Source organism: Pseudogulbenkiania ferrooxidans 2002 (assembly GCF_000174355.1).
In the GTDB taxonomy this organism is placed as follows: domain Bacteria; phylum Pseudomonadota; class Gammaproteobacteria; order Burkholderiales; family Chromobacteriaceae; genus Pseudogulbenkiania; species Pseudogulbenkiania ferrooxidans.
In genome coordinates this window covers 1-22,461 of sequence record NZ_ACIS01000007.1, presented here as the reverse complement: position 1 = coordinate 22,461, position 22,461 = coordinate 1, and the positions used below count along the sequence as shown (strand labels likewise).

The window sequence follows — 22,461 nt, the reverse complement described above, 5'->3', positions numbered from 1 at the left end:
TTCCCGCCCTGCCCCCTCCCCGCCGACCCGGCACGCCCGCCACAGCGCGGCGCCGATCCTCAGCGACGTCATGATGCCGCCGCGTCAAATGTGTTAAAAACACCTCTACGCCTCCTCACACACCCTTTTGGCAAGGCCGAAACCGCATGTCATCCGCTGCCCCTCTTCCCGACCTTGCCGCGCTGCTGGCGCAACGGGTCGATCTCGATCCGGCCGAGCTGGCACGGTACGACCTCGAGCAGCACCCGGCGCTGGCCGACACCGCCCTCCTCGGCGCCGCGCTGCACGACTTCCTGCAGCGCCAGCCGGAGACCGGCGAGCGCTTCGGCGACGCGGCCGACGCCGCGCTGCGCCAGCTGGTCGAGCACAAGGTAAGCCACTTCGCCGCCCTGCTGACGCGCCCCTGGGCCGGGGAGTCGCTCGACGCCGGGCTGGCGCTGGGACGGCAACAGCATGAGTACGGACTCTCCACCGCCTGGCTAAGCAGCGCGCACCGGGTGTATCTCGACCACCTGGAGCAGCGCGTGGGCGGCCTCGCCCTGGCGGCGGACGACCGCGCCGGCCTGACCGCGGCGCTGCGCAAACTGGTGTTCTACGACCTGCTGCTGCAACTGAGCGGCTACCACGCCGGGGCGGAAGCGGTGAGCCAGGGCGAGGCGCAGCGGCTGGCGCGCCTCAACCGCCTCTACATCACCCTGAGCCAGGTCAGCCACATCGCCGCGCGCAACGTGCGCCACCTCGGCTCGCGCGAGCTGGCGGCGCAGACCCTGCTGCGCGAGGTGTGCGAAACCGTGGTCGAGCACGGCGGCATCCACATGGCCTGGGTCGGCTTCATCGATCCGGCGTCGCAGCGCATCGACCCGTTCGCCTGGGCCGGCGCCGACGCCGCGCGCTACCTGGTCGGCATCACGGTGTCCACCGACCCGGCGCGGCCGGAAGGCCAGGGCCCCTCCGGCCGCGCGGTACGCAGCGGGCAGCTGCAACTGCTCGAGGACTCGCTCAACGCCCCGAGCTATCACGCCTGGAGCCAGCACGCGCTGCGCCAGGGCTTCCGCAGCAGCGTGGCGACGCCGTTGTGGCGCGACGGCGCGGTGATCGGCGTGCTCAACCTGTACGCCGCCGCGCCCGGCTTTTTCGGCGCGGAAGAACAGCGCCTGGCCAAGGCCATCGCCGACAAGATCGACCTCGCGCTGGGCCACCTCGACGACCTGGAACGGCAGCGCCAGGCCGAGGCCCGGCTGCTGCACCAGGCCACCCACGACCCGCTCACCGGCCTGCCCAACCGCACCCGCCTGTTCCACCGCCTGGAGCAGGCGCTGCAGGCGGACGCCGCCGACCGGCTGACGGTGCTGATGCTCGACCTGGACGGCTTCAAGGACATCAACGACCTGTTCGGCCACAGCGCCGGCGACACCCTGCTGTGCCGCATCGCCGAGCGCCTGCGCGCGCTGTGCCGCCCCGCCGACGTGGTGGCGCGCATGGGCGGCGACGAGTTCGTGGTGCTGCTGGAACAGCTGCCCGACCCGCACACCGCGCGCAACGCGGTGGAGCAGATCATCAGCGCCGTGCGGCGCCCGGTGCCGCTGCCGGACGGCGAGGTCAGCGTCAGCACCAGCATCGGCATGGTGACCGGCAGCGCCGGCGTCAGCGCCGATACCCTGCTGCGCCAGGCCGACATCGCGCTGTACCGCGCCAAGTCGCTCGGACGCGACCAGTACTGCCTGTTCGACGACGAGCTGGAACGCCAGCTCAAGCAGCAGCAGACCACGCGCCACGCCATCCGAGCCGCGCTCGACGGCGACGAGCTGGCGCTCTACTACCAGCCCAAGGTCGACCTGCAAAGCGGCGCGGTGATCGGTGCCGAGGCGCTGATCCGCTGGCTGGTCGACGGCGAGGTGCGCGCCCCCGGCCGCTTCCTGCCGGCGCTGGAAGGCACCGAACTGCTGGGGCAGATCGACAGCTGGGCGATCCGCCATGCCATCGCCCAGGCCGGGCACTGGCACCGCCACGGCCTGCCGCTGCAGATTTCGGTCAACGTCTCCGCCATCTCGCTGCGCCGGCCGGCGTTCTTCGGCGAACTGCGCGCGCTGCTCGCCGAGGCCGCCCTGCCGCACCAGGCGCTGCAGCTGGAGGTGCTGGAATCGGTCAGCCAGGACAGCCTGCAGTACATCATCGACTGCCTGCAGGCGTGCAAGGACATCGGCGTGTCGCTGGCGCTCGACGACTTCGGCACCGGCGCCTCCTCGCTGCTGCACCTGCAGCGCATCCAGCCCGACGTGATCAAGATCGACCAGCGCTTCGTGCGCTCGATGCGCGAGCAGCCGGAAAACATCGCCATCATCAAGAGCGTCAGCACCTTCTCCCAGCTCTCCGGCCGCACCGTGATCGCCGAGGGCGTGGAAACCGAGGCCATCGGCCAGGACCTGCTGGCGCTCGGGGTGCGCTTCGGCCAGGGCTACGCCATCGCCCGGCCGATGCCGGCGGCGGACTTCCCGGTCTGGGTCAGCCAGTGGCGCCCGCCCGCGGCATGGCGGGGCCACGCCACGACCGCATCCTGACCCAGCCCTGCTAGGTGGGTAGGACTTAGCCGCCGTTCAGTGGAACGGCCCCGGTCTGCCGCGCCGACAGGCGTTTGCGCATGATCTGGTACATGAAGGGTTGGCCGAAGAGGATGCTGCCGTTGCTTTAGCTGAACACGGTGGGGCTTGGTCGTAGCGGCTCGACCAAGCGCGGCCAGGGGGCGGGTCGATCAGGTTACGGGTCCCTCCCCCACATGTTGGCCGAAGTCCCCCCGACACCAACGACAAAGCCCATCGGCCGCGAGGCACGATGGGCTTTGTGTTGCCGCGCGACGGTCACGCCGTCGCGCTGGGTCAATGACGCAGTTACGAGCGGGCGGCCGCGGCGGCCACGGCCGGACGGCTCTTGCTCCACGGCGTGCCGAACAGGCGCGAGCGGGCCCAGCCCACCACCAGCAGCGCCAGCGCCAGCACGCCGGTGCCGATCACCTCGATCTGGTGCTCCGGACGGATCGCCATCATCGCCACCACGGCGCAGATGAATACGATCACCGCCCAGGTCAGCCACGGGAACAGCCACATCTTGAACGCCGGGGTCTCGCCCTTGGCGATCATGCGCTGGCGCATGCGCAGCTGCGAGATGGCGATCACCAGGTACACCAGCAAGGCGATGGTGCCGGAGGTGGCCAGCAGGATGTCGAACACCGCCTTCGGCATCAGGTAGTTGGCGATCACGGTGAGGAAGCCCACCACCATCGAGCCCAGCACCGCCTTCTGCGGCGTGCCGTTGGCGGCGGTTTCGCCGAACATCTTCAGCGCATCGCCACGGGAGGACAGCGAGTACAGCATGCGCGAGGCGGTGTAGAGCGCCGAGTTGAGGCAGCTCGCCACCGAGATCAGCACCACCACGTCGACGATGGCCTTGGCGTTGGGGATGCCGATCAACTCCAGCGTGCGCTGGTAGGAGCCGGACGAGGCCAGGAGCGGGTCGTTCCACGCCACCAGCGCGGTCACCACGAAGATCGAGCCCAGGTAGAACAGGCTGATACGCCACACCACCGAGTTGGTGGCCTTGGTGATCTGCTGCTGCGGGTTGTCCGATTCGGCGGCGGCGATGGTGACGATCTCGGTGCCGAGGAAGGTGAACATGGTGGTCAGCATCGCGCCCAGCACGGCGCCGAAGCCGTTGGGCATGAAGCCGCCGTGGGCGACCAGCTGTGATACCCCGCTCACCTGGCTGCCCGGGATGAAGCCCATGATGGCGGCGCCGGTGATGGCGAGGAAGGCGACGATCGCCACCACCTTGACCAGCGCGAACCAGAACTCGAACTCGCCGTAGTTCTTGACGCTGAACAGGTTGGTGATGGTCAGCAGCACGGTGATGCCGAGCGCGAACAGCCACATCGGCACGCCGGCAAACCAGGTGTGCAGGATGGTGGCGGCGGCGTTGGCCTCGAGCGGGATCACCAGCACCCAGAACCACCAGTACAGCCAGCCGATGATGTAGCCGGCCCAGTGGCCGATGGCGCGGTCGGCGTAGGTGGAGAAGGAACCGGTATCGGGCGCGGCGACGGCCATCTCGCCCAGCATGCGCATGACGAGCACCACCAGCAGGCCGGCGATGGCGTAGGCGATCAGTACCGCCGGGCCGGCCTCGGCGATAGCGTGGCCGGAGCCGACGAACAGGCCGGCGCCGATCACCCCGGCGATCGACAGCATGGTGACGTGACGTTGCTTGAGGCCGTGACTCAGGCCTTGGGATGAAACACTCATGAATAGATTCTCCTGACTACCCGGCCTCCGTGTGCAGAATGCGCCGGGGCCTGTGCTCGGCTGCGGCAAGGGGGCAGCGGCCGGCGTGTTATCGGTTTTTTTTATGCATGGGGAAATGCAGCGTGCGAGTGTAAGCGCGGATTGGCGATACAATTAGACCCAATCCGGTTTTTTTGATGGAGCCATTTTGGCCCGCACGCCCATGTCGCCACGTCCCAGCCCCGCTTCCTCCGCCACGCCCTCGCTGCTCACCGACCTGCTGCAGCTGCATTTCGACCCGGCCAGCAGCGAGCCCAACAACCAGCAGCTCTACCGCCTGCTGCGCGACGCCATCCTGCACGAAACGCTGCCGCCGGGGCTGCGCCTGCCCTCGTCGCGCCAGCTCGCCGCCGAGCTCAGCCTCGCCCGCAACACCGTGATCCACGTCTACGAACGGCTGGGGGCCGAGGGCTACGTCGCGGCCGGGGTCGGCCAGGGCACCTTCGTGCTCGACACGCGCCCGGACAAGCTCGCCAGCCGCGACGCGGCCGGCCCGGCGCGGCCGGTGCCGGCCACCCCGGAGGTGGTGATCTCGCGCCGCGGCGCCGAACTGGTGGAACAGGCCGGCGCCGGTGAGAAGCAATGGGGCGCCTTCATGCCGGGGGTGCCGGAGGTGCGCACCTTCCCGTCGCGCACCTGGATGCGGCTGCACAACCGCCAGTGGCGCAAGCCGCAGCCGGACCTCCTGACCTACGCCGTCGGCCCCGGCCTGCCGGCCTTGCGCAGCGCGCTGGCCGACTACCTGCACAGCTCGCGCGGGGTGCGCTGCACGCCGGAGCAGATCATTGTCACCAACGGTTCGCACTCGGCGCTGCAGCTGATCGGGCTGTTGCTGGGCGACGCCGGCGACCGCGCCTGGGTGGAAAATCCGGGTTACTGGGGGGTACACAGCGTGTGGCGCAGCGCCGGGCTCGACACGCTGCCGGTACCGGTCGACGGCGAGGGACTGCAGGTGGACGAAGGCGCCCGGCTCGGGGTGCCGAGGCTGATCTACGCCTCGCCCTCGCACCAGTACCCGCTGGGCGCGGTGATGAGCCTGGCGCGGCGCCGTCGCCTCTTGGCCTACGCGCGCCGCCACGACAGCTGGATCGTCGAGGATGATTACGACAGCGAATTCCGCTACGGCCGCCCGCCGCTGCCGTCGCTGCAGGGGCTGGACGGCCACGGCCGGGTGATCTACCTCGCCACCTTCTCCAAGGTGATCTACCCCGGTCTGCGGCTGGGCTACATGGTGGTGCCGGAGGCCCTGGTGGAAAGCTTCCAGACCGGCCTGTCCGAGCTGTTCCGCGGCGGCCAGTACCTGACCCAGGCGGTGCTGGCCGATTTCATCGTCGAGGGCCACTTCGTCTCGCACATCCGCCGCATGCGCCACCTCTACGCGGCGCGGCGCGAGGCGCTGCTGTCGGCCATCCGCCAGCATTTCGGCGACGAATTTGCCATCCACGACGGTGCCGCCGGGCTGCACCTGGTGCTGGGCCTGCCGGAAGGCAGCGACGACCGCGCCGTCACCGCCGCGGCGCTCGCGCGCGGCATCCTGACCCGGCCGCTGAGCGCCTACTACCGTGGCGACGGCCCGCACCAGCCCGGCCTGCTGCTGGGCTACGCCCACGTCGACGAGGACGACATCGCGCGTCACTTCGCCACGCTGGCCGGGGTAATCGGGGGGTGAGGGAACTCAGCGCAGCGCCGGCTTGAACCACGGCCGGCCCTGCGGCGCCGGCAGGCGGTAGCGCTTCGCCAGCGCCTCGTAGAAGCCCTGCTGGCCGAGCCGGCGCAGCGCCTGGTTGAAACGGTCGCGCGCCGTGGCATCGTGGAAGGCCAGCCGGTACGGCGTGGGCGGGAACAGCGCGAACGGGCACAGCGAGGGCGCCGTGTCGAGGCCGGGGCCGAGTTCGTCGTTGAGCTGCAGGAAGACGTTGATGTCGCTCACCGCGACGTCGGCGCGGCCGCTGTACAGCAGGCGGTTGAGGGTGATCTGCGGCGACTGCTCGACGTAGTCGGGATTGCCCGCCGCCATCGCCGCATAATCTGGGCCGAGAAAGCGCCGCGCGTTCTGAAACGCCGCCACCCGGTAACGACCGAGCTCCGGCACGGCATCGAGGCGGAGCTGGCGGCGGCACAGCGTGATCGCGGCATTCTGGTAGGTGATGTAGGGATCGGACAGGTAGCCGCCGTCGTTGGCGATGGCCGCGTCCACCCGCCCGGCGGCGAGCCACTGCTGGGCGCGCTTGTTGGGGGCGAACGACACCTGCGGCTGGTAGCCGGCGGCGCGCAGCGCGGCGGTCACCAGCTCGTACTCCAGCCCGCGCCGCTCCTCCGCCATCACGTACGGCGCCTTGGTCTCGCCGATGGCCACGCGCAACGGCGTGCCGTCCGGCACGGCAGCGGCCAGCGCCGGCAGCAACGCGCACAGCAAGGCCGCCCAGCGGCGGCTACGGTGCCTGGTGTGGATACCCTTCATGACCTTACATCCCAAGGACGAGCGCGCCGACGGCGCCGGCAGCATGGCATTTACATGGCATGGCATTGTGCATCGCGGCGGCCGGGGAGCCATGAGCCAGATCAACCCCCGCCGCCTGCCGCATAGACAAAAGGTTGGCCGAAGCCCCCTGCGAAGCTTCGGCCAACCTTTTGCCGCCCGGGCGATCAGCGCCGGGCATTGTAGCCCAACCGCGCCACCGCGTCGGCAGTGCGCGGCGCGCTCCCGATCAGGCCGCGGCGTTTTTCAGGATCTGGTACAGCTCGTCCTTGAGCTTGAGCTTTTCCTTCTTCAGGTTCTCCACGTCTTCGGCGCTGCCCGCCTCGAGGTGTGCCTCGATGTTCTTGATCTGCTGGTCCAGCGCATTGTGCTTGTCGAACAGGCGCGCGAAATGGGCGTCTTCGGTCTTGAGCTGGCTGATACGGTCGCGAAATTCGGGAAACATGACATCCTCCAAAGGTGGCGGGCCGCGCGGCGGCGGCAGGGGTTTCATGTCATGGTAGACGCCCCCCTGACCGCCGTTCTTGATTTAACGCAGAGAACCGCCTGCGCGCCTCGCCCCGCCGACATCGGGTGCGCCCGGCTCGTGGCGGGGCGACGAAGGCAGCCGCACGGTACGGAGCAACGGGTACCGAGCCGCCCCCTCCGCACCGCGCGCGACCGGTTCGGACCCCGCGCTCAGGCCGGCGCCGTGCCGGCGTCCTCCCGCTGCAACACGTCGATCAGGCGGTGCAGGCCGTCGGTCAGCGCCCGCACCGAGCCTTCCAGGTCCCAGTCGTCGTGCCCCGGCTTCACCACGTTGGAAATGGCGCGGATCTCGACGAAACGCTGCCCTTCCTGCAAGCAGACGTGGAAGAACGCCGCCCCCTCCATGTTCTCGATCTCCACCTCGCGGCTATCGATAAAGGGCGCCAGCGCCGCGTTCAGCGACACGCTCTTCGCCTGCGCGAACCCGGCCGGCAACGCCGGGCACGCCAGGGTATGGCGGCGCTCGAACGCCATGTCGAGCGGCAGATGCGCCAAGTGGGTGAAGCCCTCGGGCGTGAAGAAGCCCAGATCGCCTTCCACCTCCGACGCCACCAGCACCACGTCGCCGATCCGCAGGCCGGCGTGCGGGTACACCCCGGCCACGCCGGCCAGGATGATGACGTCGGGCTTATGCTGCTGGATCGCCTTCAGCGTGGCGTAGGCGGTGGCGGTCAGCCCGACGCCGGAAACCACGGTGGTGACGCCGGGGTGGGAAAACAGGCTCGCCTCGGTGGCGGTGGGAAACAGCACGGTGATGTTCATGGCAATCCAGCAGTTCTGAGCGTAGCGACGTCGGCATTGTAAAACGGATACGCCGGGGCAGCAGCCGGCCCCATCCACCGGCTATAGTGAACCGAAGAACCGGTCCACGATCTGCCACGCGCGGATCGCAGGCGCGGTGGAGCACTGCGGCGACGGGCCCCGGCACCGGCTGCAGTCCCCTGAACTCCACCCCGGCTCACGGCATGGAGGAACGCCATGAAGTACGAGAGCATTCTGGACGCCATCGGCCACACCCCGCTGGTGCGGCTGAACCGCCTCACCCGCCAGTTCGACTGCGCGGTCTACGCCAAGCTCGAATTCATGAACCCCGGCGGCTCGGTCAAGGACCGCATCGGCCAGTTCATGGTCGGCGAAGCCGAGCGCCGCGGCGAGATCGCGCCGGGCGGCACCATTGTCGAATGCACCTCGGGCAACACCGGCATGGGGCTCGCCATGTTCGCCGCGGCACGCGGCTACCGCACCGTGTTCACCATCGCAGACAAGCAATCGCGCGAAAAAATCGACATGCTGCGCGCCATGGGGGCGGAAGTGATCGTCTGCCCCACCGACCTGCCGCCGGACCACCCGCGCCAGTACATCGAGGTGGCGCGCCGGCTGGCGGTCGAGATTCCCGGCGCCTTCCTGTGCAACCAGTACCACAACCCGGACAACACCCGGGCGCACTACGTCAGCACCGGCCCGGAAATCTGGCACGACACCGAAGGCAAGATCACCCACTTTGTCTGCTGCATGGGCACCTGCGGCACCATCAGTGGCATCGGCCGCTACCTGAAGGAGCAGAACCCGGCGGTGCAGGTGATCGGCGTCGACCCGGAAGGCTCCATCCTGTACGACCTGTTCCACAGCGGGCGCGAGGTAGAGCCACACGTGTACAAGCTGGAAGGCATCGGCGAGGACTTCGTGCCGGGGGCGCTGGATTGGAGCGTGATCGACGACGTGATCCAGGTGGGCGACAAGGACAGCTTCCTGATGACGCGCCACCTGGCGCACAGCGAGGGCATCTTCGCCGGCGGCTCCAGCGGCGCGGCGATACTGGCCGCGCTGCAGGTGGCAGAACGGCTGGGCCCGGGAGACCTGATGGTGGTGCTGCTGCCAGACGGCGGCCGGCAGTACCTGGGCAAGATCTACAACGACGACTGGATGCGCGCCAACGGCTACCTCGAGGCACGGCCCGGTCTCACCGTCGCCGACGTGCTGCGCGCCAAACCGCCGCGCGCACTCGCCACCGCCGCCCCGGGCGATGCGCTGCGCGACGCGCTGCAACGCATGCGCGACCTGTCGTGCGCGCAACTGCCGGTATTCGACGGCGATGAGCTGCTGGGCATGCTGTACCGCCAGGACCTGATCAATGCCCTGCTCGCCGGCAAGGCGCTGGACGCGCTGATCGTGCGCGAGCTGCTGCGCGAACCGCTACCGGTACTCGAAGCCGATGCCCCGTTCGACGAGATCGCGCGGCGCGTGCCGAGCCAGGTGCCGGCGCTGCTGGTGCACACCAGTGCCGGCTACGACATCATCACCAAGAGCGATCTGCTGCGGGCGCTGGCCGCCGACGACTGAAGCGCGATGGCCGCCGCCGGACTGCGCAGGATGGGTGAAGGCGCTATTCCTTCGCGACGTGACGCTTGCCCACTCAGTCAGTGCCGCAACCCATCGAGCCACGCATCCGGCGCGGTGACGGGGTGCGCTACGCCCCCCATCCTACCGAGCGGCCGGGCAGGAAGAGTCGCTACACCGAAAGAGAGGCACACCATGCGTTTCTCCACCAAGGCCATCCACGCCGGGCTGGCGCCGGACCCCTCCACCGGCGCTGTCATGACCCCGGTCTACCTGACCTCCACCTTCGCGCAACAAGCCCCCGGCGTACACCAGGGCTACGACTACGCGCGCACCGCCAACCCCACGCGCAGCGCGCTGGAAGCCAACCTGGCAGCACTGGAGGAAGGCGCCTACGGCCTGGCGTTCGCCAGCGGCCTGGCGGCGGCAACGGCCGTGCTGCAAACGCTGTCGAGCGGCGACCACGTGCTGTGCGGGCAGGACCTGTACGGCGGCACCTACCGCCTGATGACCCAGGTGTTCGCCCGCTTCGGCGTCGCCTCCAGCTTCGTCGACGCCACCGACCCGGCGGCGGTTGCCGCCGCCTTCACCCCCGCCACCAAGCTGCTGTGGCTGGAGACGCCGAGCAACCCGCTGCTGACGGTGTGCGACATCGCCGCGCTGGCCCGGCTGGCGCACGCGCACGGCGTCACGGTGGTGGTGGACAACACCTTCGCCTCGCCCTACCTGCAGCAGCCGCTGACACTCGGCGCCGACCTGGTGCTGCACAGCACCACCAAGTACCTGGGAGGCCATTCCGACGTGGTGGGCGGCGCGCTGGTGACCAACGACGAAGCGCTGTACCAGACGCTCAAGTTCCTGCAGAACGCGGTCGGCGCGGTGCCGGGGCCGATGGACTGCTTCCTGGTGCTGCGCGGTATCAAGACGCTGGCGCTGCGCATGCGCCAGCACTGCGCCAACGCGCTGGAACTGGCGCAGCACCTGGCCGAGCACCCCGAGGTGCTGCGCGTGCACTACCCCGGCCTGCCCGACAGCCCCTGGCACGAGCTGGCGCGGCGCCAGATGTACGCCTTCGGCGGCATGATCTCGCTGGAACTCAAGGGCGGCGCCGAGCGCAGCGCCCGCTTCACCAGCCGCACCCGGCTGTTCACGTTGGCCGAAAGCCTGGGCGGCGTCGAGTCGCTGGTCAGCCTGCCCACCGCCATGACCCACGCCGCCATCCCGCCCGAGCAGCGCCACAAGGCCGGCCTGCCCGACGCGCTGGTACGGCTGTCGGTGGGGCTGGAAGACGTCGAAGACCTGATCGAGGACATCGACCAGGCGATCGCGGCGACATGAGCGGCCCGTCTCGCCATCAAGCAAAAAACCGCCCTTGACGGGCGGTTTCTGTTGAGCCGGACACGTCCCGGCTTGGCATCACGGCGGCGCATCGCCCGGTGCGAGCGGTAAGGTTCAGGCGTTGTACCCCAAATTCGACGCCAGATCGCGCTGGGCCTGCTCCACGCTGACGCCACGGCGCTGGGCGTAGCTCTCCACCTGATCGCGGCTCACCTTGCCAACGCCGAAGTAGCGCGAATCGGGGTGGCTGAAGTAGAAGCCCGACACCGCCGCGGTGGGCAGCATGGCGTAGCCTTCGGTCAGCGTCATGCCGATGGCCGGGGCGTCCAAGAGCTCGAACAGCTCCTTCTTCACGGTATGGTCCGGGCAGGCCGGGTAGCCCGGCGCCGGGCGGATGCCCTGGTACTTCTCGTCGATCAACGCCTCGTTGTCGAGCTGCTCGTGCGGCGCGTAGCCCCAGAACTCGGTGCGCACACGCTGGTGCATCAGCTCGGCGAAGGCCTCGGCGAAACGGTCGGCCAGCGCCTTGAGCAGGATCGCCGAATATCGTCGTTGGCGGCTTCGAAGCGCGCCACGTGCGGGTCGATGCCGAGGCCGCCGGTGACGGCGAAGGCGCCGATGTAGTCCTCAACGCCGCTGTCCTTGGGCGCGATGAAGTCGGCCAGGCACCAGTCCGGGTTCCTGTTGCCGTCCTTGTCGGTCTTGACGATCTGCTGGCGCAGGCCGACCCAGGTCATCAGCCGCTCGCCGCTGTCGGGGTGGTAGATCTCGATGTCGTCGTGGCCGACGCTGGCGGCCGGGAACAGCCCGATCACGGCGTTGGCGGTGAGCCATTTCTCGTCGATGATCTGCTTCAGCATGGCCTGGGCGTCGGCCCACAGCGCGCGCGCCGATTCGCCCACCACCTCGTCGGACAGGATGGCCGGGTAGCGGCCGGCCAGCTCCCAGCTCTGGAAGAACGGCGTCCAGTCGATGCAGCGGGCGATCTCGGCCAGGTCGTAGTGCTCGAAGCGGCGCACGCCGAGCCAGGACGGCTTGGGCGGGGTGTAGTTCGCCCAGTCGATCTGGTGGCGCTGTTCGCGGGCTTCGGCGATCGGCAGCAGCTTGGCCTCGCCGCGGCCCTCGAAGATGGCGCGCGCCTTGGCGTAGTCGGCGGCGACCTCCTCGACGAACACGTCGCGCAGGGTGTCGGACAGCAGGTTGGAGCACACGCCGACGGCGCGGCTGGCGTCCGGCACGTAGATCACCGGGCCGTGGTAGTTGGGGGCGATCTTCACCGCGGTGTGCACGCGGCTGGTGGTGGCGCCGCCGATCAGCAGCGGAATGGTAAAGCCCTGGCGCTGCATCTCTTTGGCCACGTGGCTCATTTCTTCCAGCGACGGGGTGATCAGGCCGGACAGGCCGATGATGTCGGCCTTGTGCTCGATCGCCGCGTCCAGAATCTTCTGGCACGGCACCATCACGCCCAGGTCGATCACCTTGTAGTTGTTACAGCGCAGCACCACGCCGACGATGTTCTTGCCGATGTCGTGCACGTCGCCCTTGACCGTGGCCATGATGATCACGCCCTTGGCCGGCGCGTCCTGCAGGCCCATGGCGATCTTCTCTTCCTCGATGAACGGCTCGAGGTGCGCCACGGCGGCCTTCATCACGCGCGCGGATTTCACCACCTGCGGCAGGAACATCTTGCCGGCGCCGAACAGGTCGCCGACCACGTTCATGCCGTCCATCAGCGGGCCTTCGATGACGTGGATCGGGCGCTCGCACTTGAGGCGGACTTCTTCGGTATCTTCGACGATATAGGTGGTAATGCCCTTGATCAGCGCGTGTTCCAGGCGCTTCTCCACCGGCAGGCTGCGCCACGCCAGATCTTCGCCCTTGGCCTCCTTGGCGTCGCCGCGGAAGCTTTCGGCCAACGTGATCAGCGCCTCGGTGGCGGCCATGCTGTCGTCGCCCTGCATCAGCACCACATCCTCGATGCGCTCGCGCAGCACCGGGTCGACTTCGTCGTACACCTCCAGCGCGCCGGCGTTGACGATGCCCATGGTCATGCCGCGCTTGATGGCGTGGTACAGGAACACGGCGTGGATCGCCTCGCGCACCTTGTTGTTGCCGCGGAACGAGAACGACACGTTGGACACGCCGCCGGAAATCTTGGCGTGCGGCAGGTTCTGCTTGATCCAGCCGGTGGCCTCGATGAAGTCGAGGCCGTAGCGCGCGTGTTCCTCGATGCCGGTGGCGACGGCGAAGATGTTGGGGTCGAAGATGATGTCTTCCGGCGGGAAACCCACCTCGTCCACCAGGATGCGGTAGCTCTTCTCGCAGATCTCGACCTTGCGCGCGTAGGTGTCGGCCTGGCCGGCTTCGTCGAACGCCATCACGATCACCGCCGCGCCGTAGCGGCGGATCAGGCGCGCCTGCTCGACGAACTTGTCGACGCCTTCCTTCATCGAGATCGAGTTGACGATGCCCTTGCCCTGGATGCACTTCAGGCCGGCCTCGATCACCTCCCACTTCGACGAGTCGATCATGATCGGCACGCGCGCGATGTCCGGTTCGGCGGCGATCAGGTTGAGGAAGCGCACCATCGCGGCGTGGGCGTCCAGCATGCCCTCGTCCATGTTGATGTCGATGATCTGCGCGCCGTTTTCCACCTGCTGGCGCGCCACGTCGAGCGCGGTGGCGTAGTCGCCGTTGAGGATCAGGCGCGCGAACGCCTTCGAACCGGTCACGTTGGTGCGCTCGCCGACGTTCACGAACAGGTCGTTGTCGCCGATGTTGAACGGCTCGAGGCCGGACAGGCGGCACTTGGGTTCGAGCGCCGGCAGCGCGCGCGGCGGCAGGTCCTGCACCGCCTGATAAATCGCCCCGATGTGCTCCGGTGTGGTGCCGCAGCAGCCGCCGACGATATTGATCAGGCCCGATTCGGCCCACTCCCTGACGTTGACCGCCATGTCCGCCGGCGACAGGTCATAGCCGCCGAAGGCGTTGGGCAGGCCGGCGTTGGCGTGCACCGAAACGAAGGTGGACGAGATGCGCGCCATTTCCTCGACGTAGGGACGCAACAGGTCCGGCCCCAGCGCACAATTCAGGCCAAAAGAAATTGCATCGGCATGCGAAAGTGAGTTGTAAAATGCCTCTGTCGTCTGACCGGTCAGGGTACGGCCGGACTGGTCGGTGATGGTGCCGGACACCATGATCGGCAGCCGGATCGCCTCCGGGCGCTCGTCGAAATACTTGTGGATGGCGAACACCGCCGCCTTGGCGTTGAGCGTGTCGAAGATGGTCTCGACCAGCAGCAGGTCGGCGCCGCCCTTGACCAGGCCGTCGATCGCCTCGGTGTAGCTCTCGACCAGGGCATCGAAGGTGACGTTGCGGTAGCCCGGGTCGTTGACGTCCGGGCTGATGGAACAGGTGCGGTTGGTCGGCCCCAGCACGCCGGCGCAGTAGCGCGGCTTGGCGGGGTTCTTCGCGGTCTCGGCGACGCACAGCTCCTTCACCAGACGCGCCGCGGCGTGGTTGATCTCCCACACCAGCGCTTCCATCTCGTAGTCGGCCATGGCGATCGAGGTGGCGTTGAAGGTGTTGGTCTCGACGATGTCGGCGCCGGCATCGAGGTAGGCCTGGTGAATGCCGCCGATGATGCCGGGCTGGGTCAGCACCAAGAGGTCGTTGTTGCCCTTGACGTCGCAACGCCAGTCCGCAAAACGTTCGCCGCGGTAGTCCTGTTCGGTGAGCTGGTGGCGCTGGATCATGGTGCCCATGCCACCGTCCAGTATCAGGATACGGCGCGACAGGTGATCGTATAGGGTGGGGTTGGTGGCGATCGTCATGGCAAACAAGTGGTTATCGTCTAAAACGGGAAGGTGGCGTCATCGGTCTGGCATCTTACCATGCTGTCCGTACCGAACCCGCCAACCTTTAAGAAGAAGAGAGCAGAAGCTTATGTTCAGGGCGCATAAACCAGTGCTGGCGATGGTGCTGGCCTTAGGGGGGGGACTGTCCGCGCAGGCGGCAGCGGTATTACGCATCGGCGTGTCGGATTCGGACGGCCCGCCCATCGTGGAGCTGGCCAGCGATCCGCAGCAGGGGCTGGTGGGCGGCCTGTACAAGGAACTGGGGACGGCACTGGCAGAAGAGCTGGGCACCACGGCGCAATTCATCGTGGTGTCGCGCAAGCGGGTGGAGCAGAACATCGAGGCCAACAAGGTCGACATCCACTGCAACGCCAACCCCTTGTGGTACGGCAACGCCAGCCGCCTGGGCTGGACCCAGGAGCTGTACCCGCAGGTGGAACGGCTGATCGCGCTCAGGTCGAACCACCCGCTGCGGCACCTGGAAGAACTGGCGGGCAAGCGCATCGGCACCACGCGCGGTTACCACTATCCGGCGGTGGAGGCGCTGTGGGCCAGCGGCCAGGCCACGCGCGTGGACGAAGCGCGCATCGAGCTGTTGATGAAATCGCTGCAGAAGAAACTGATCGACGTCGCCATCCATTCCGAACTGGAATTCGCCTACTGGGCGCGCAGCTACCCGTTCGAGGCGCGCAAGCTGGAGATGCTGCCGGTGGTGGTGTCCACCATGCCGACCATGTGCGCGGTGGCCCCGGCCAGCCGCTACAGCGTGACCGAGCTGAACCAGGCCATCGCCCGGCTGCACAAGAGCGGCAAGCTCAAGACCATTCTCAAGGCCTATCAGTGGCAGGCCAATTGAGCACAGCGCGGCCACGCCATCAGTAACGCAGCTGGTAGTACAGCGAATAGGCCTCGATGCCGTCGTTGGGCTGCTTGAGTCCGGCGTTGGAGTAATGGATGGCGCGCAGGCCGAGGGCGTGGCGGGTGCCGAAACGCAGGCCGATGCCGATGCGGTCCTCGAGCTGCAGCGCGCTGCCCAGCTGGTGATCCTCGACCTGGGTATGGCGGAACGCGGCGAGCCCGATGCCGGCCTCGACGAAGGGACGGATGTCGCTGTTGCTGAATTCGTAGACCAGCACCGGCGAGAACGACAGCGTCTGGTTGCTGGCGGCCTGGTCGCCGGCCCAGTGGGTCAGGCCGACGTCCCAGTAGCCGGTGAGGCGGCCGGTGGGGCTGTTCCACCAGCTCTGGGTGAAGTCCTGCTGCAGGCCTAGGCGGTAATAATCGGACCCCTCCCCGCTTTTCCCCAGCGACAGCGACAGATCGAGCGCCTGGGCGGCAGGCATCAGGGCAACGGTGAACAGCAAGCCGGCGACGATGGTACTTGTTTTCATTATCGGCATCCTTTGACGGCAGACCGGTGACGGACAAAGGCCAGTTAAAAAAAGTATAGTGGTCCGCATGTCATGCACAAGGCGATGCGCTCATCCGCCTTCCATGCCGGCCCCGTCCCTTTCACCAACCTCGCTTACAGAACCTGTTCACGATCTGTCGCGAGCAGCCCTCAGCGGGGTGAAGAGCAGCGCAAGAACCGGAATGTACTAGAGTACATGAGGATTCCGAGCAGCACATGAGCCCCGATCAGGGATGCGCAGCAAGATCGTAAACACGTTCTCAGGTCAGCCATGCCACACATCGTCTATCTGCACGGTTTCAATTCCAGCGAACACTCGGCCAAGGCGCGAGAAACCGCGGCCTTTCTCGACCAGTGCGGGTTGGCCGAAACGTTTCACTGCCCGCGCCTGCCGCCACACCCGGCCGATGCCATCGCCGCCGCCACGGCGCTGCTGCAGAGGCTGCCGGCGGACACGCTGCTGATCGGCAGTTCGCTGGGGGGGTTCTACGCCAGCTGGCTGGCCGAGGCGCTGGGGCTGCGCGCGGTGCTGATCAACCCGGCGGTACGCCCCGACCGCTCGCTGGCCGCCTATATCGGGCCACAGACCAACCCCTATACCGGCGAGCAGTACACGCTCGGCGAGGCCGACCTGACGGCGCTGCGCCGGCTCGCCGTGGAGCGGCCCAACGCGGAGCGCTACTGGCTGGTGCTGGGCACCGCCGACGAGGTGCTGGACTGGCGCGAGGCGGTGCGCCACTACCGCGGTGCGCGCCAGACCGTGTTCTTTGGCGACGATCACCGCCTGGCCCGCTGGCCGGAATGCCTGCCGGGGGTGCTGGCGTGGGCGGGCGACGAGCGCAGGGAACGGGTGGACGAGACGTAACGCCGCCCGCTGTTCGCTGCGCGAAACAGCCTGTTCTGCCACGGCCATTGCGCGGCCGGCGCCGCCGCGACACTATGCCGACCTAGATCGACATCGCTTGAGGAGACCCGACATGACGCTTGCCATCCGCTTTTACCAGACCGGTGGACCCGAGGTGCTGCAGACCGAAACCGTGGAAGTGGGCGCGCCCGGACCGGGCGAAGTGCGGCTGCGCCATAGCGCCATCGGCGTCAACTTCATCGACACCTACGTGCGCAGCGGGCTCTACCCGGCCAGCCTGCCGTCCGGGCTCGGCACCGAGGCGGCCGGGGTGGTCGAGGCGGTGGGCGCCGGCGTCGAGCAGGTGCGGGTGGGCGACCGGGTCGCCTACTGCGGCGGCCCGCTCGGTGCCTACAGCGGCGAGCGCCTGATCCCGGCGGCGGTGCTGGTGAAGCTGCCGGACGAGATCGGCGACGAACAGGCGGCCTGCATGATGCTGCAGGGCATGACCGTGGAGTACCTGATTCGTCGCACCTACCCGGTGCAGCCGGGCCAGACCGTACTGTGGCACGCCGCCGCCGGCGGCGTCGGGCAGATCGCGGTGCAGTGGCTGAGTTCGCTCGGCGTCAACGTGATCGGCACGGTGGGCTCGGACGCCAAAGCGCAGCGGGCCCGCGAGCTGGGCTGCGCCCACGTCATCAACTACAGTACCGAGAACGTGGTGGAGCGGGTGCGCGAGATCACCGCCGGACAGGGCGTGCCGGTGGTGTACGACTCGGTGGGCAAGGATACCTTCGAAATCTCGCTGAACTGCCTGGCACCGCGCGGCATGTTTGTCAGCTTCGGCAACGCCTCCGGCGCGGTGCCGTCATTCGCCCCGCTGCTGTTGGCGCAGAAGGGCTCGCTGTACTTCACCCGCCCCCGCCTGGGCGACTACACCGCCAGCCGCGCCGAGCTGGAGGAATCGGCCAACGCGCTGTTCGAGCGGGTGCGGGCCGGCGCGGTGCAGGTTGCCCCGTCGCACCGCTACGCCCTGGCCGACGCGGCCCAGGCGCACCGCGACCTGGAAGGGCGCCGCACCACCGGTTCGCTGATCCTGCTGCCGTAAAACCGCGCGCCGTTTGCTTTAGCGCCTGTTCAGGCTCTTGGGCAAAAAAAGTGGCCGACGCCCGCACGGGGTCGGCCACTTTTTTGTATTTATCGCGGGATGGGTCAACGCATCGCCTTGGCGACGCACTCGCGGTAGTCCGCGCCGTAGCGTTCGCTGCAGGCCTGTTCCGCCTCCGCCCGCTGGCGGCAGCGCTCGGGCGCGGCGGCACGGGTGCAGTCCGGTGCCGGCAGGCGCTCGCGGATGCACACCCGGCGCGCCTCGCCGCGCTGTGAATCGCAAGCCTGCTGCGCCTGCTGCAGGGCCTGGCAGGCACGGGGGTCGCGGCTGCGGAAGCAGTTGAGGGGCGGGGTGAACAGCTGCTCGCATTCGCGCTGGTGCTCGAGCGGCAGGTCGGAACACGACAACTGGCCCAAGCGCATCAGCTCGCAGCGCTGCGGGGCGATGCTCTGGCTACAGGAAAGCGCCAACGGCTCCGCCGACCAGCCCGTCATCGGCCAGCCTGACAACAGCGCCATCACCCCCATGGCCAGCATCTGTCGCCGCAGCATCCATCCCCCTTGTGAAGCCGACTTCCTTCAGGCGGTGGTCATGTACAGCGCAGGCCTCCACGGCCTTCACGCTGCGTTGCCCCCTTGCCCTGCGGTTGCAGGCTGTCAATCGCCACGGTCGCGTTCGTTGGCTTGTCGCCGCTTGTCGCGCCAGTAGCGTCTCTTGTTATCCGGAGCACCCGGGCCTTCCCCGGCCGAGTTGCCTGGCGCAAACGGCCAGTATTCGCGCGGCGACGGGCGCTGCTGGCGGGCTTCTTCGCGGCTCAGGTCGCCATTGCGAATGGCTTCCTTGAGGCGCAGCTCGCGCAGCCGCCGCATGTCGCCGTCCTGGCCTTGGCCATCCTGGCCCCGGCCGGCCTGCATCCAGCCCGGCGGCGAGAAACCGCCGCCGTCCATCCCGCCACCGGGAGGCCCATGCCGGCCGGCCAACGCCGGCGGCGCCAGAACCAGAACGAGACAAGCCGCCAAACCGGCGAAGACGCGATGTTTCATGCTTTCATTCTATCCTGTGCCAAGCGGACCTGCCATCCGTCGCATGCATGATATCGGCAGGGTTCAGACGTCGGCCTCGAACGGCCGCTGATTGGCGCGCCAGCCGAGTTCCGGGTAGCGCTCCCGGCTCGGGGGGGCGAGCGCGGGGCGCTGCTGCTGCACCGGCGTGCGGGACAGCGCGGCGGGGGAGAACGGGGTAGCCGCTGACGGCTGCGGGGCACCGACCCAGAGGCCCAGGGCGCCACCGCCGAGCATGGCCAGCAGCACGAGCGGAACGGTAGTGCGGATCATGGGGAACTCCTGACAGCGAGGGGATGCTGCCAGTGTAGGGGGCGGGTGTTGCCGAACCGTGTGCAAATCCGCGCCAAGTGTTAACGAGTTTGAAGCCGGCGGCACGATGTAAAATCTGTTTACTTTCCGGGCTGACACCCGCTACCGCGACACGCTACTCTTGGCATTATGGAAAACAGCAAAATCCTGGTCGTCGACGACGACGCCAAACTACGCGACCTCCTGGTGCGCTACCTCGGCCAGCAGGGCTACACCGTGGACACGCTGCCGGACGCGCGCGAACTGCAGCGCAAGCTGGCGCGCAACCGCCCCGACCTGATGGTGCTCGACGTGATGATGCCGGGCGAGGACGGGCTGGCGGTGGTGCGCCGGCTGCGCGCGCAGGGCGAGATGGTGCCGGTGATCATGCTCACCGCGCGCGGCGAGGACATCGACCGCATCCTCGGCCTCGAGATGGGCGCCGACGACTACCTGCCCAAGCCGTTCAACCCGCGCGAGCTGGTGGCGCGCATCCAGTCGGTGCTGCGCCGCCACAACGCCACGCCGGCGCTGGCGGCACGCCACGAGGAGGGCGACGCCATCGAGTTCGGGCCGTTCACGCTGCACCTCGGGCGGCGCGAGCTGACCCACCAGGACAAGGTGGTGACGCTGACCAGCGCCGAGTACGCGGTGCTGGCGGTGCTGGCGAGCCACCCGCGCCGACCGATGACGCGCGAGCAGCTGATGGAGATGGCACTGGGCAAGGGCAACGGCGAATCGCTCGACCGCAGCATCGACGTGCACATCTCGCGCCTGCGCCGCGCGCTCGACACCGATGAAGGTGGCCCGCGCTACATCCAGACGGTGTGGGGCTACGGTTACGTGTTCGTGCCCGACGGCGCGCCACGAGAATAAGGAGCACGCGTTGCGCCGTCTGCTCGGCTCGCTGTTCTTCCGTCTCGCCTTGCTGGTGGTGCTGGTGGTGCTGGCCAGCCAGGCCTTCACGCTGTGGATGAGCGCGCGCCAGCGCGAGCATCTGCTGGCCGACCAGCTCTACGCCCAGGTGATCGATACCCTGGCCGACCTGGAGGGGGCGCTCGACAATCTCACCCCGCTGCAACGGGTGGACTTCCTCATCGCCTACAACCGCCCCGGCTTCCCGCGTCTGCTGCCGGCCGCCTCGCGCCAGGACCAGCGCTTCCTGACCAGCCTTCCCTCGCTGGGGCAATCGCTGCAAGAACGCTTGTCGCTCGGCATGAACGAGCCGGTGACGGTACTGTGGGCACAACAGACCGAGCGCCAGGAGATCTGGCTCGACGTGCAGGTGATCGGCCAGCGCTACTGGCTGGTGATGCCGGTGGGACGCTACATCCCGCCGTCGGTGTCGCCGGTGCTGCTGGGCGGCCTGCTGTTCTCGCTCTTGGCGATCCTGGCCGCCTCGGTGCTGGCGTGGCGCGTGACGCGCCCGCTCACCGATCTGGCGCACGCGGCACGCCAGCTGGAGAGCGGCTACAAGCCGGAGCCGGTGCCGCCGTCCGGCCCGAGCGAGGTGCGCGTGCTGGCCAAGCGCTTCAACCGCATGGCCGAGGCGCTGGACGACGCGGCGCGCGAGCGGCGGCTGATGCTGGCCGGGCTGTCGCACGACCTGCGCACGCCGCTGACCCGGCTCAAGTTGACAGTGGAGCTGCAGCAGAACAGCCAGGACAAGGACGACATGCTGGCCGACATCGACGAGCTGTCGCGCATCGTGCGCCAGTTCGTCGACTTCGCGCGCAGCGAGGAGACCAGCCGGCGCGAACCGGTGGCGCTGGCGGAACTGGCCGCCAGCGTGGTGGCGCGCTTCCGCCGCGAGGGCATGGAGGTGGGGCTGCGGCGCGGCGCCGAGCCGGAAATCGAGGCCGACGCGCTGGCGCTGGAGCGCCTGCTCACCAACCTGATCGAGAACGCGCGGCGCTACGGCCGCCCGCCGGTACGGGTGGGGGTGGACGCCGACATGACCACGGTGACGCTGACGGTGAGCGACCGGGGCAGCGGCATCGCCCCGGCGCAGCGCGAGAACGCGCTGGCGCCGTTCGAAAGGTTGGCCGAACACCGCGGCACCGACGGCGGCAGCGGCCTGGGCCTCGCCATCGTGGCGCGCATCGTCAAGCAGCACGGCGGCGCGCTGTTCCTGGAAGACGCCCCGGAGGGCGGCTTCCGCGTGCGCATCACCCTGCCGCAGGCGGCGACGCCTGCCACCCTCCTCCCAGCGCCTTGATCAGCGCCACCCGCGCCGCGAGCTGGCTGGCGAGGATGGCGAGTCCGTTCTGCTCGGCGGACAGGCGCGTGCTCTGCACCGTGACCACGTCCAGATAACTCACCAGGCCGGCCTGGTACTGGTTGCGGGCGATGGTCTCGGCCTCGCGCGCGGCGGCCAGCGTTTCCACCTGCAACGCCGCCTGCTGATCGAGCAGGCGGATCGCGGTGAGCGAGTCCTCCACTTCCTGGAAGCCCTGCAGCACGGTCTGGCGGTAGTTGGCGACGCTGGCGTCGTAGGCGGCGGTGGCCTCGGCGGTCTTGGCGCGGGTCAGGCCGCCGTCGAACAATGTCGCCGCCAGTTGCGGCCCGAGCGACCAGAAGCGCGCCGGCAGGCTGAACCAGTCGGCCAGGCTGGCGCCGGCGTAGCCGCCGCTGGCGGCCAGCGTCAGGCTCGGGAAGTAGCCGGCCTTGGCGACGCCGATGGCGGCGTTGGCGGCGCGACGCGGCGCTCGGCGGCGGCGATGTCGGGCGCCGCTCCAACAGCTGCGACGGCAGCCCGGCCGGCAGCAGCGGCAGCGCCGGCGCTGCTTGCGCTTCGGCCAGCGTGAAGCTGGCCGGCGGGCGGCTCAACAGCACGGCGATGGCGTGCTCCAGCTGCGGCCGCGTCACGCCGCTTG

18 protein-coding genes and 1 pseudogene are annotated in these 22,461 nt (G+C 68.6%); 9 read left to right on the top strand and 10 right to left on the bottom strand.

All coding sequences use genetic code 11. The annotated features are described in order from the left end of the window. The first annotated feature begins 146 nt into the window (after positions 1–146). Positions 147–2,558, top strand: coding sequence for an EAL domain-containing protein (locus FURADRAFT_RS12825; protein ID WP_008954589.1), 2,412 nt, complete (start codon positions 147–149; stop codon positions 2,556–2,558). 327 nt (positions 2,559–2,885) lie between these two features. Here FURADRAFT_RS12825 and gabP read toward each other — a convergent pair whose 3' ends face one another. Then, the gene (gene gabP, locus FURADRAFT_RS12820; RefSeq protein ID WP_008954588.1) at positions 2,886–4,292 is read right to left on the bottom strand and encodes a GABA permease; all 1,407 of its coding nucleotides are present in this window, start codon (positions 4,290–4,292) and stop codon (positions 2,886–2,888) included. A gap of 202 nt (positions 4,293–4,494) precedes the next feature. On the opposite strand from gabP, the gene pdxR reads away from it, so the two are divergent. Continuing rightward, a complete protein-coding gene (pdxR, locus tag FURADRAFT_RS12815) occupies positions 4,495–6,000 on the top strand; it encodes a MocR-like pyridoxine biosynthesis transcription factor PdxR (protein WP_008954587.1) in 1,506 nt (501 codons plus the stop codon). A gap of 6 nt (positions 6,001–6,006) precedes the next feature. On the opposite strand, the gene FURADRAFT_RS12810 is transcribed toward pdxR, so the two are convergent. The 3 genes from FURADRAFT_RS12810 to FURADRAFT_RS12800 form a co-directional block, all read right to left on the bottom strand. Then, the gene (locus tag FURADRAFT_RS12810) at positions 6,007–6,792 is read right to left on the bottom strand and encodes a substrate-binding periplasmic protein (RefSeq protein WP_008954586.1); all 786 of its coding nucleotides are present in this window, start codon (positions 6,790–6,792) and stop codon (positions 6,007–6,009) included. A 247-nt stretch (positions 6,793–7,039) separates the two neighbouring features. Then, positions 7,040–7,255, bottom strand: a complete 216-nt coding sequence (locus FURADRAFT_RS12805; RefSeq protein ID WP_008954585.1) for a YdcH family protein — start codon at positions 7,253–7,255, stop codon at positions 7,040–7,042. A gap of 233 nt (positions 7,256–7,488) precedes the next feature. Beyond that, positions 7,489–8,100, bottom strand: a complete 612-nt coding sequence (locus tag FURADRAFT_RS12800) for a phosphorylase family protein (protein WP_008954584.1) — start codon at positions 8,098–8,100, stop codon at positions 7,489–7,491. A 216-nt stretch (positions 8,101–8,316) separates the two neighbouring features. Here FURADRAFT_RS12800 and FURADRAFT_RS12795 point away from each other — a divergent pair, with 216 nt between their 5' ends. Then, entirely contained in the window at positions 8,317–9,678 is a 1,362-nt protein-coding gene (locus tag FURADRAFT_RS12795; RefSeq protein WP_008954583.1) for a pyridoxal-phosphate dependent enzyme, read from the top strand. Positions 9,679–9,870: 192 nt separating this feature from the next. Further along, a complete protein-coding gene (locus tag FURADRAFT_RS12790; RefSeq protein WP_008954582.1) occupies positions 9,871–11,013 on the top strand; it encodes a cystathionine gamma-synthase in 1,143 nt (380 codons plus the stop codon). Positions 11,014–11,127: 114 nt separating this feature from the next. Here the strand turns inward: FURADRAFT_RS12790 and metH are convergent. Further along, positions 11,128–14,846 (bottom strand): annotated as a pseudogene (gene metH, locus FURADRAFT_RS12785) (methionine synthase). A gap of 112 nt (positions 14,847–14,958) precedes the next feature. Between metH and FURADRAFT_RS12780 the strand changes: the two are divergent. Further along, positions 14,959–15,726: a substrate-binding periplasmic protein gene (locus FURADRAFT_RS12780; protein ID WP_008954579.1), complete on the top strand. Its 768-nt coding sequence runs from the start codon at positions 14,959–14,961 to the stop codon at positions 15,724–15,726. 19 nt (positions 15,727–15,745) lie between these two features. On the opposite strand, the gene FURADRAFT_RS12775 is transcribed toward FURADRAFT_RS12780, so the two are convergent. Beyond that, positions 15,746–16,261 carry an acyloxyacyl hydrolase gene (locus FURADRAFT_RS12775; protein ID WP_008954578.1) on the bottom strand — a complete coding sequence of 172 codons (516 nt, stop codon included), beginning with the start codon at positions 16,259–16,261 and terminating at the stop codon, positions 15,746–15,748. A gap of 291 nt (positions 16,262–16,552) precedes the next feature. Between FURADRAFT_RS12775 and FURADRAFT_RS12770 the strand changes: the two genes are divergently transcribed. Then, the gene (locus tag FURADRAFT_RS12770; protein WP_008954577.1) at positions 16,553–17,146 is read left to right on the top strand and encodes a YqiA/YcfP family alpha/beta fold hydrolase; all 594 of its coding nucleotides are present in this window, start codon (positions 16,553–16,555) and stop codon (positions 17,144–17,146) included. Positions 17,147–17,258: 112 nt separating this feature from the next. After that, positions 17,259–18,233: a quinone oxidoreductase family protein gene (locus FURADRAFT_RS12765; protein ID WP_008954576.1), complete on the top strand. Its 975-nt coding sequence runs from the start codon at positions 17,259–17,261 to the stop codon at positions 18,231–18,233. 104 nt (positions 18,234–18,337) lie between these two features. Here FURADRAFT_RS12765 and FURADRAFT_RS12760 read toward each other — a convergent pair whose 3' ends face one another. From FURADRAFT_RS12760 to FURADRAFT_RS12750, 3 genes are all read right to left on the bottom strand, one after another. Continuing rightward, on the bottom strand, positions 18,338–18,784 hold the full coding sequence (locus FURADRAFT_RS12760) for a hypothetical protein (protein ID WP_008954575.1): 447 nt from the start codon (positions 18,782–18,784) through the stop codon (positions 18,338–18,340). Positions 18,785–18,889: 105 nt separating this feature from the next. Then, positions 18,890–19,276, bottom strand: a complete 387-nt coding sequence (locus FURADRAFT_RS12755) for a hypothetical protein (RefSeq protein ID WP_014085518.1) — start codon at positions 19,274–19,276, stop codon at positions 18,890–18,892. A gap of 63 nt (positions 19,277–19,339) precedes the next feature. Continuing rightward, on the bottom strand, positions 19,340–19,567 hold the full coding sequence (locus FURADRAFT_RS12750; protein WP_008954573.1) for a hypothetical protein: 228 nt from the start codon (positions 19,565–19,567) through the stop codon (positions 19,340–19,342). Between the two features lie 168 nt (positions 19,568–19,735). Between FURADRAFT_RS12750 and ompR the strand changes: the two genes are divergently transcribed. Then, positions 19,736–20,461, top strand: a complete 726-nt coding sequence (ompR, locus tag FURADRAFT_RS12745) for an osmolarity response regulator transcription factor OmpR (protein ID WP_008954572.1) — start codon at positions 19,736–19,738, stop codon at positions 20,459–20,461. A 10-nt stretch (positions 20,462–20,471) separates the two neighbouring features. After that, complete coding sequence (locus FURADRAFT_RS12740) at positions 20,472–21,803, top strand: ATP-binding protein (protein ID WP_008954571.1); 1,332 nt, start codon at positions 20,472–20,474, stop codon at positions 21,801–21,803. Here FURADRAFT_RS12740 and FURADRAFT_RS19890 read toward each other — a convergent pair. Then, entirely contained in the window at positions 21,754–22,227 is a 474-nt protein-coding gene (locus tag FURADRAFT_RS19890; protein WP_081455956.1) for a TolC family protein, read from the bottom strand. The genes FURADRAFT_RS12740 and FURADRAFT_RS19890 overlap by 50 nt on opposite strands. Between the last annotated feature and the right edge of the window lie 234 nt (positions 22,228–22,461).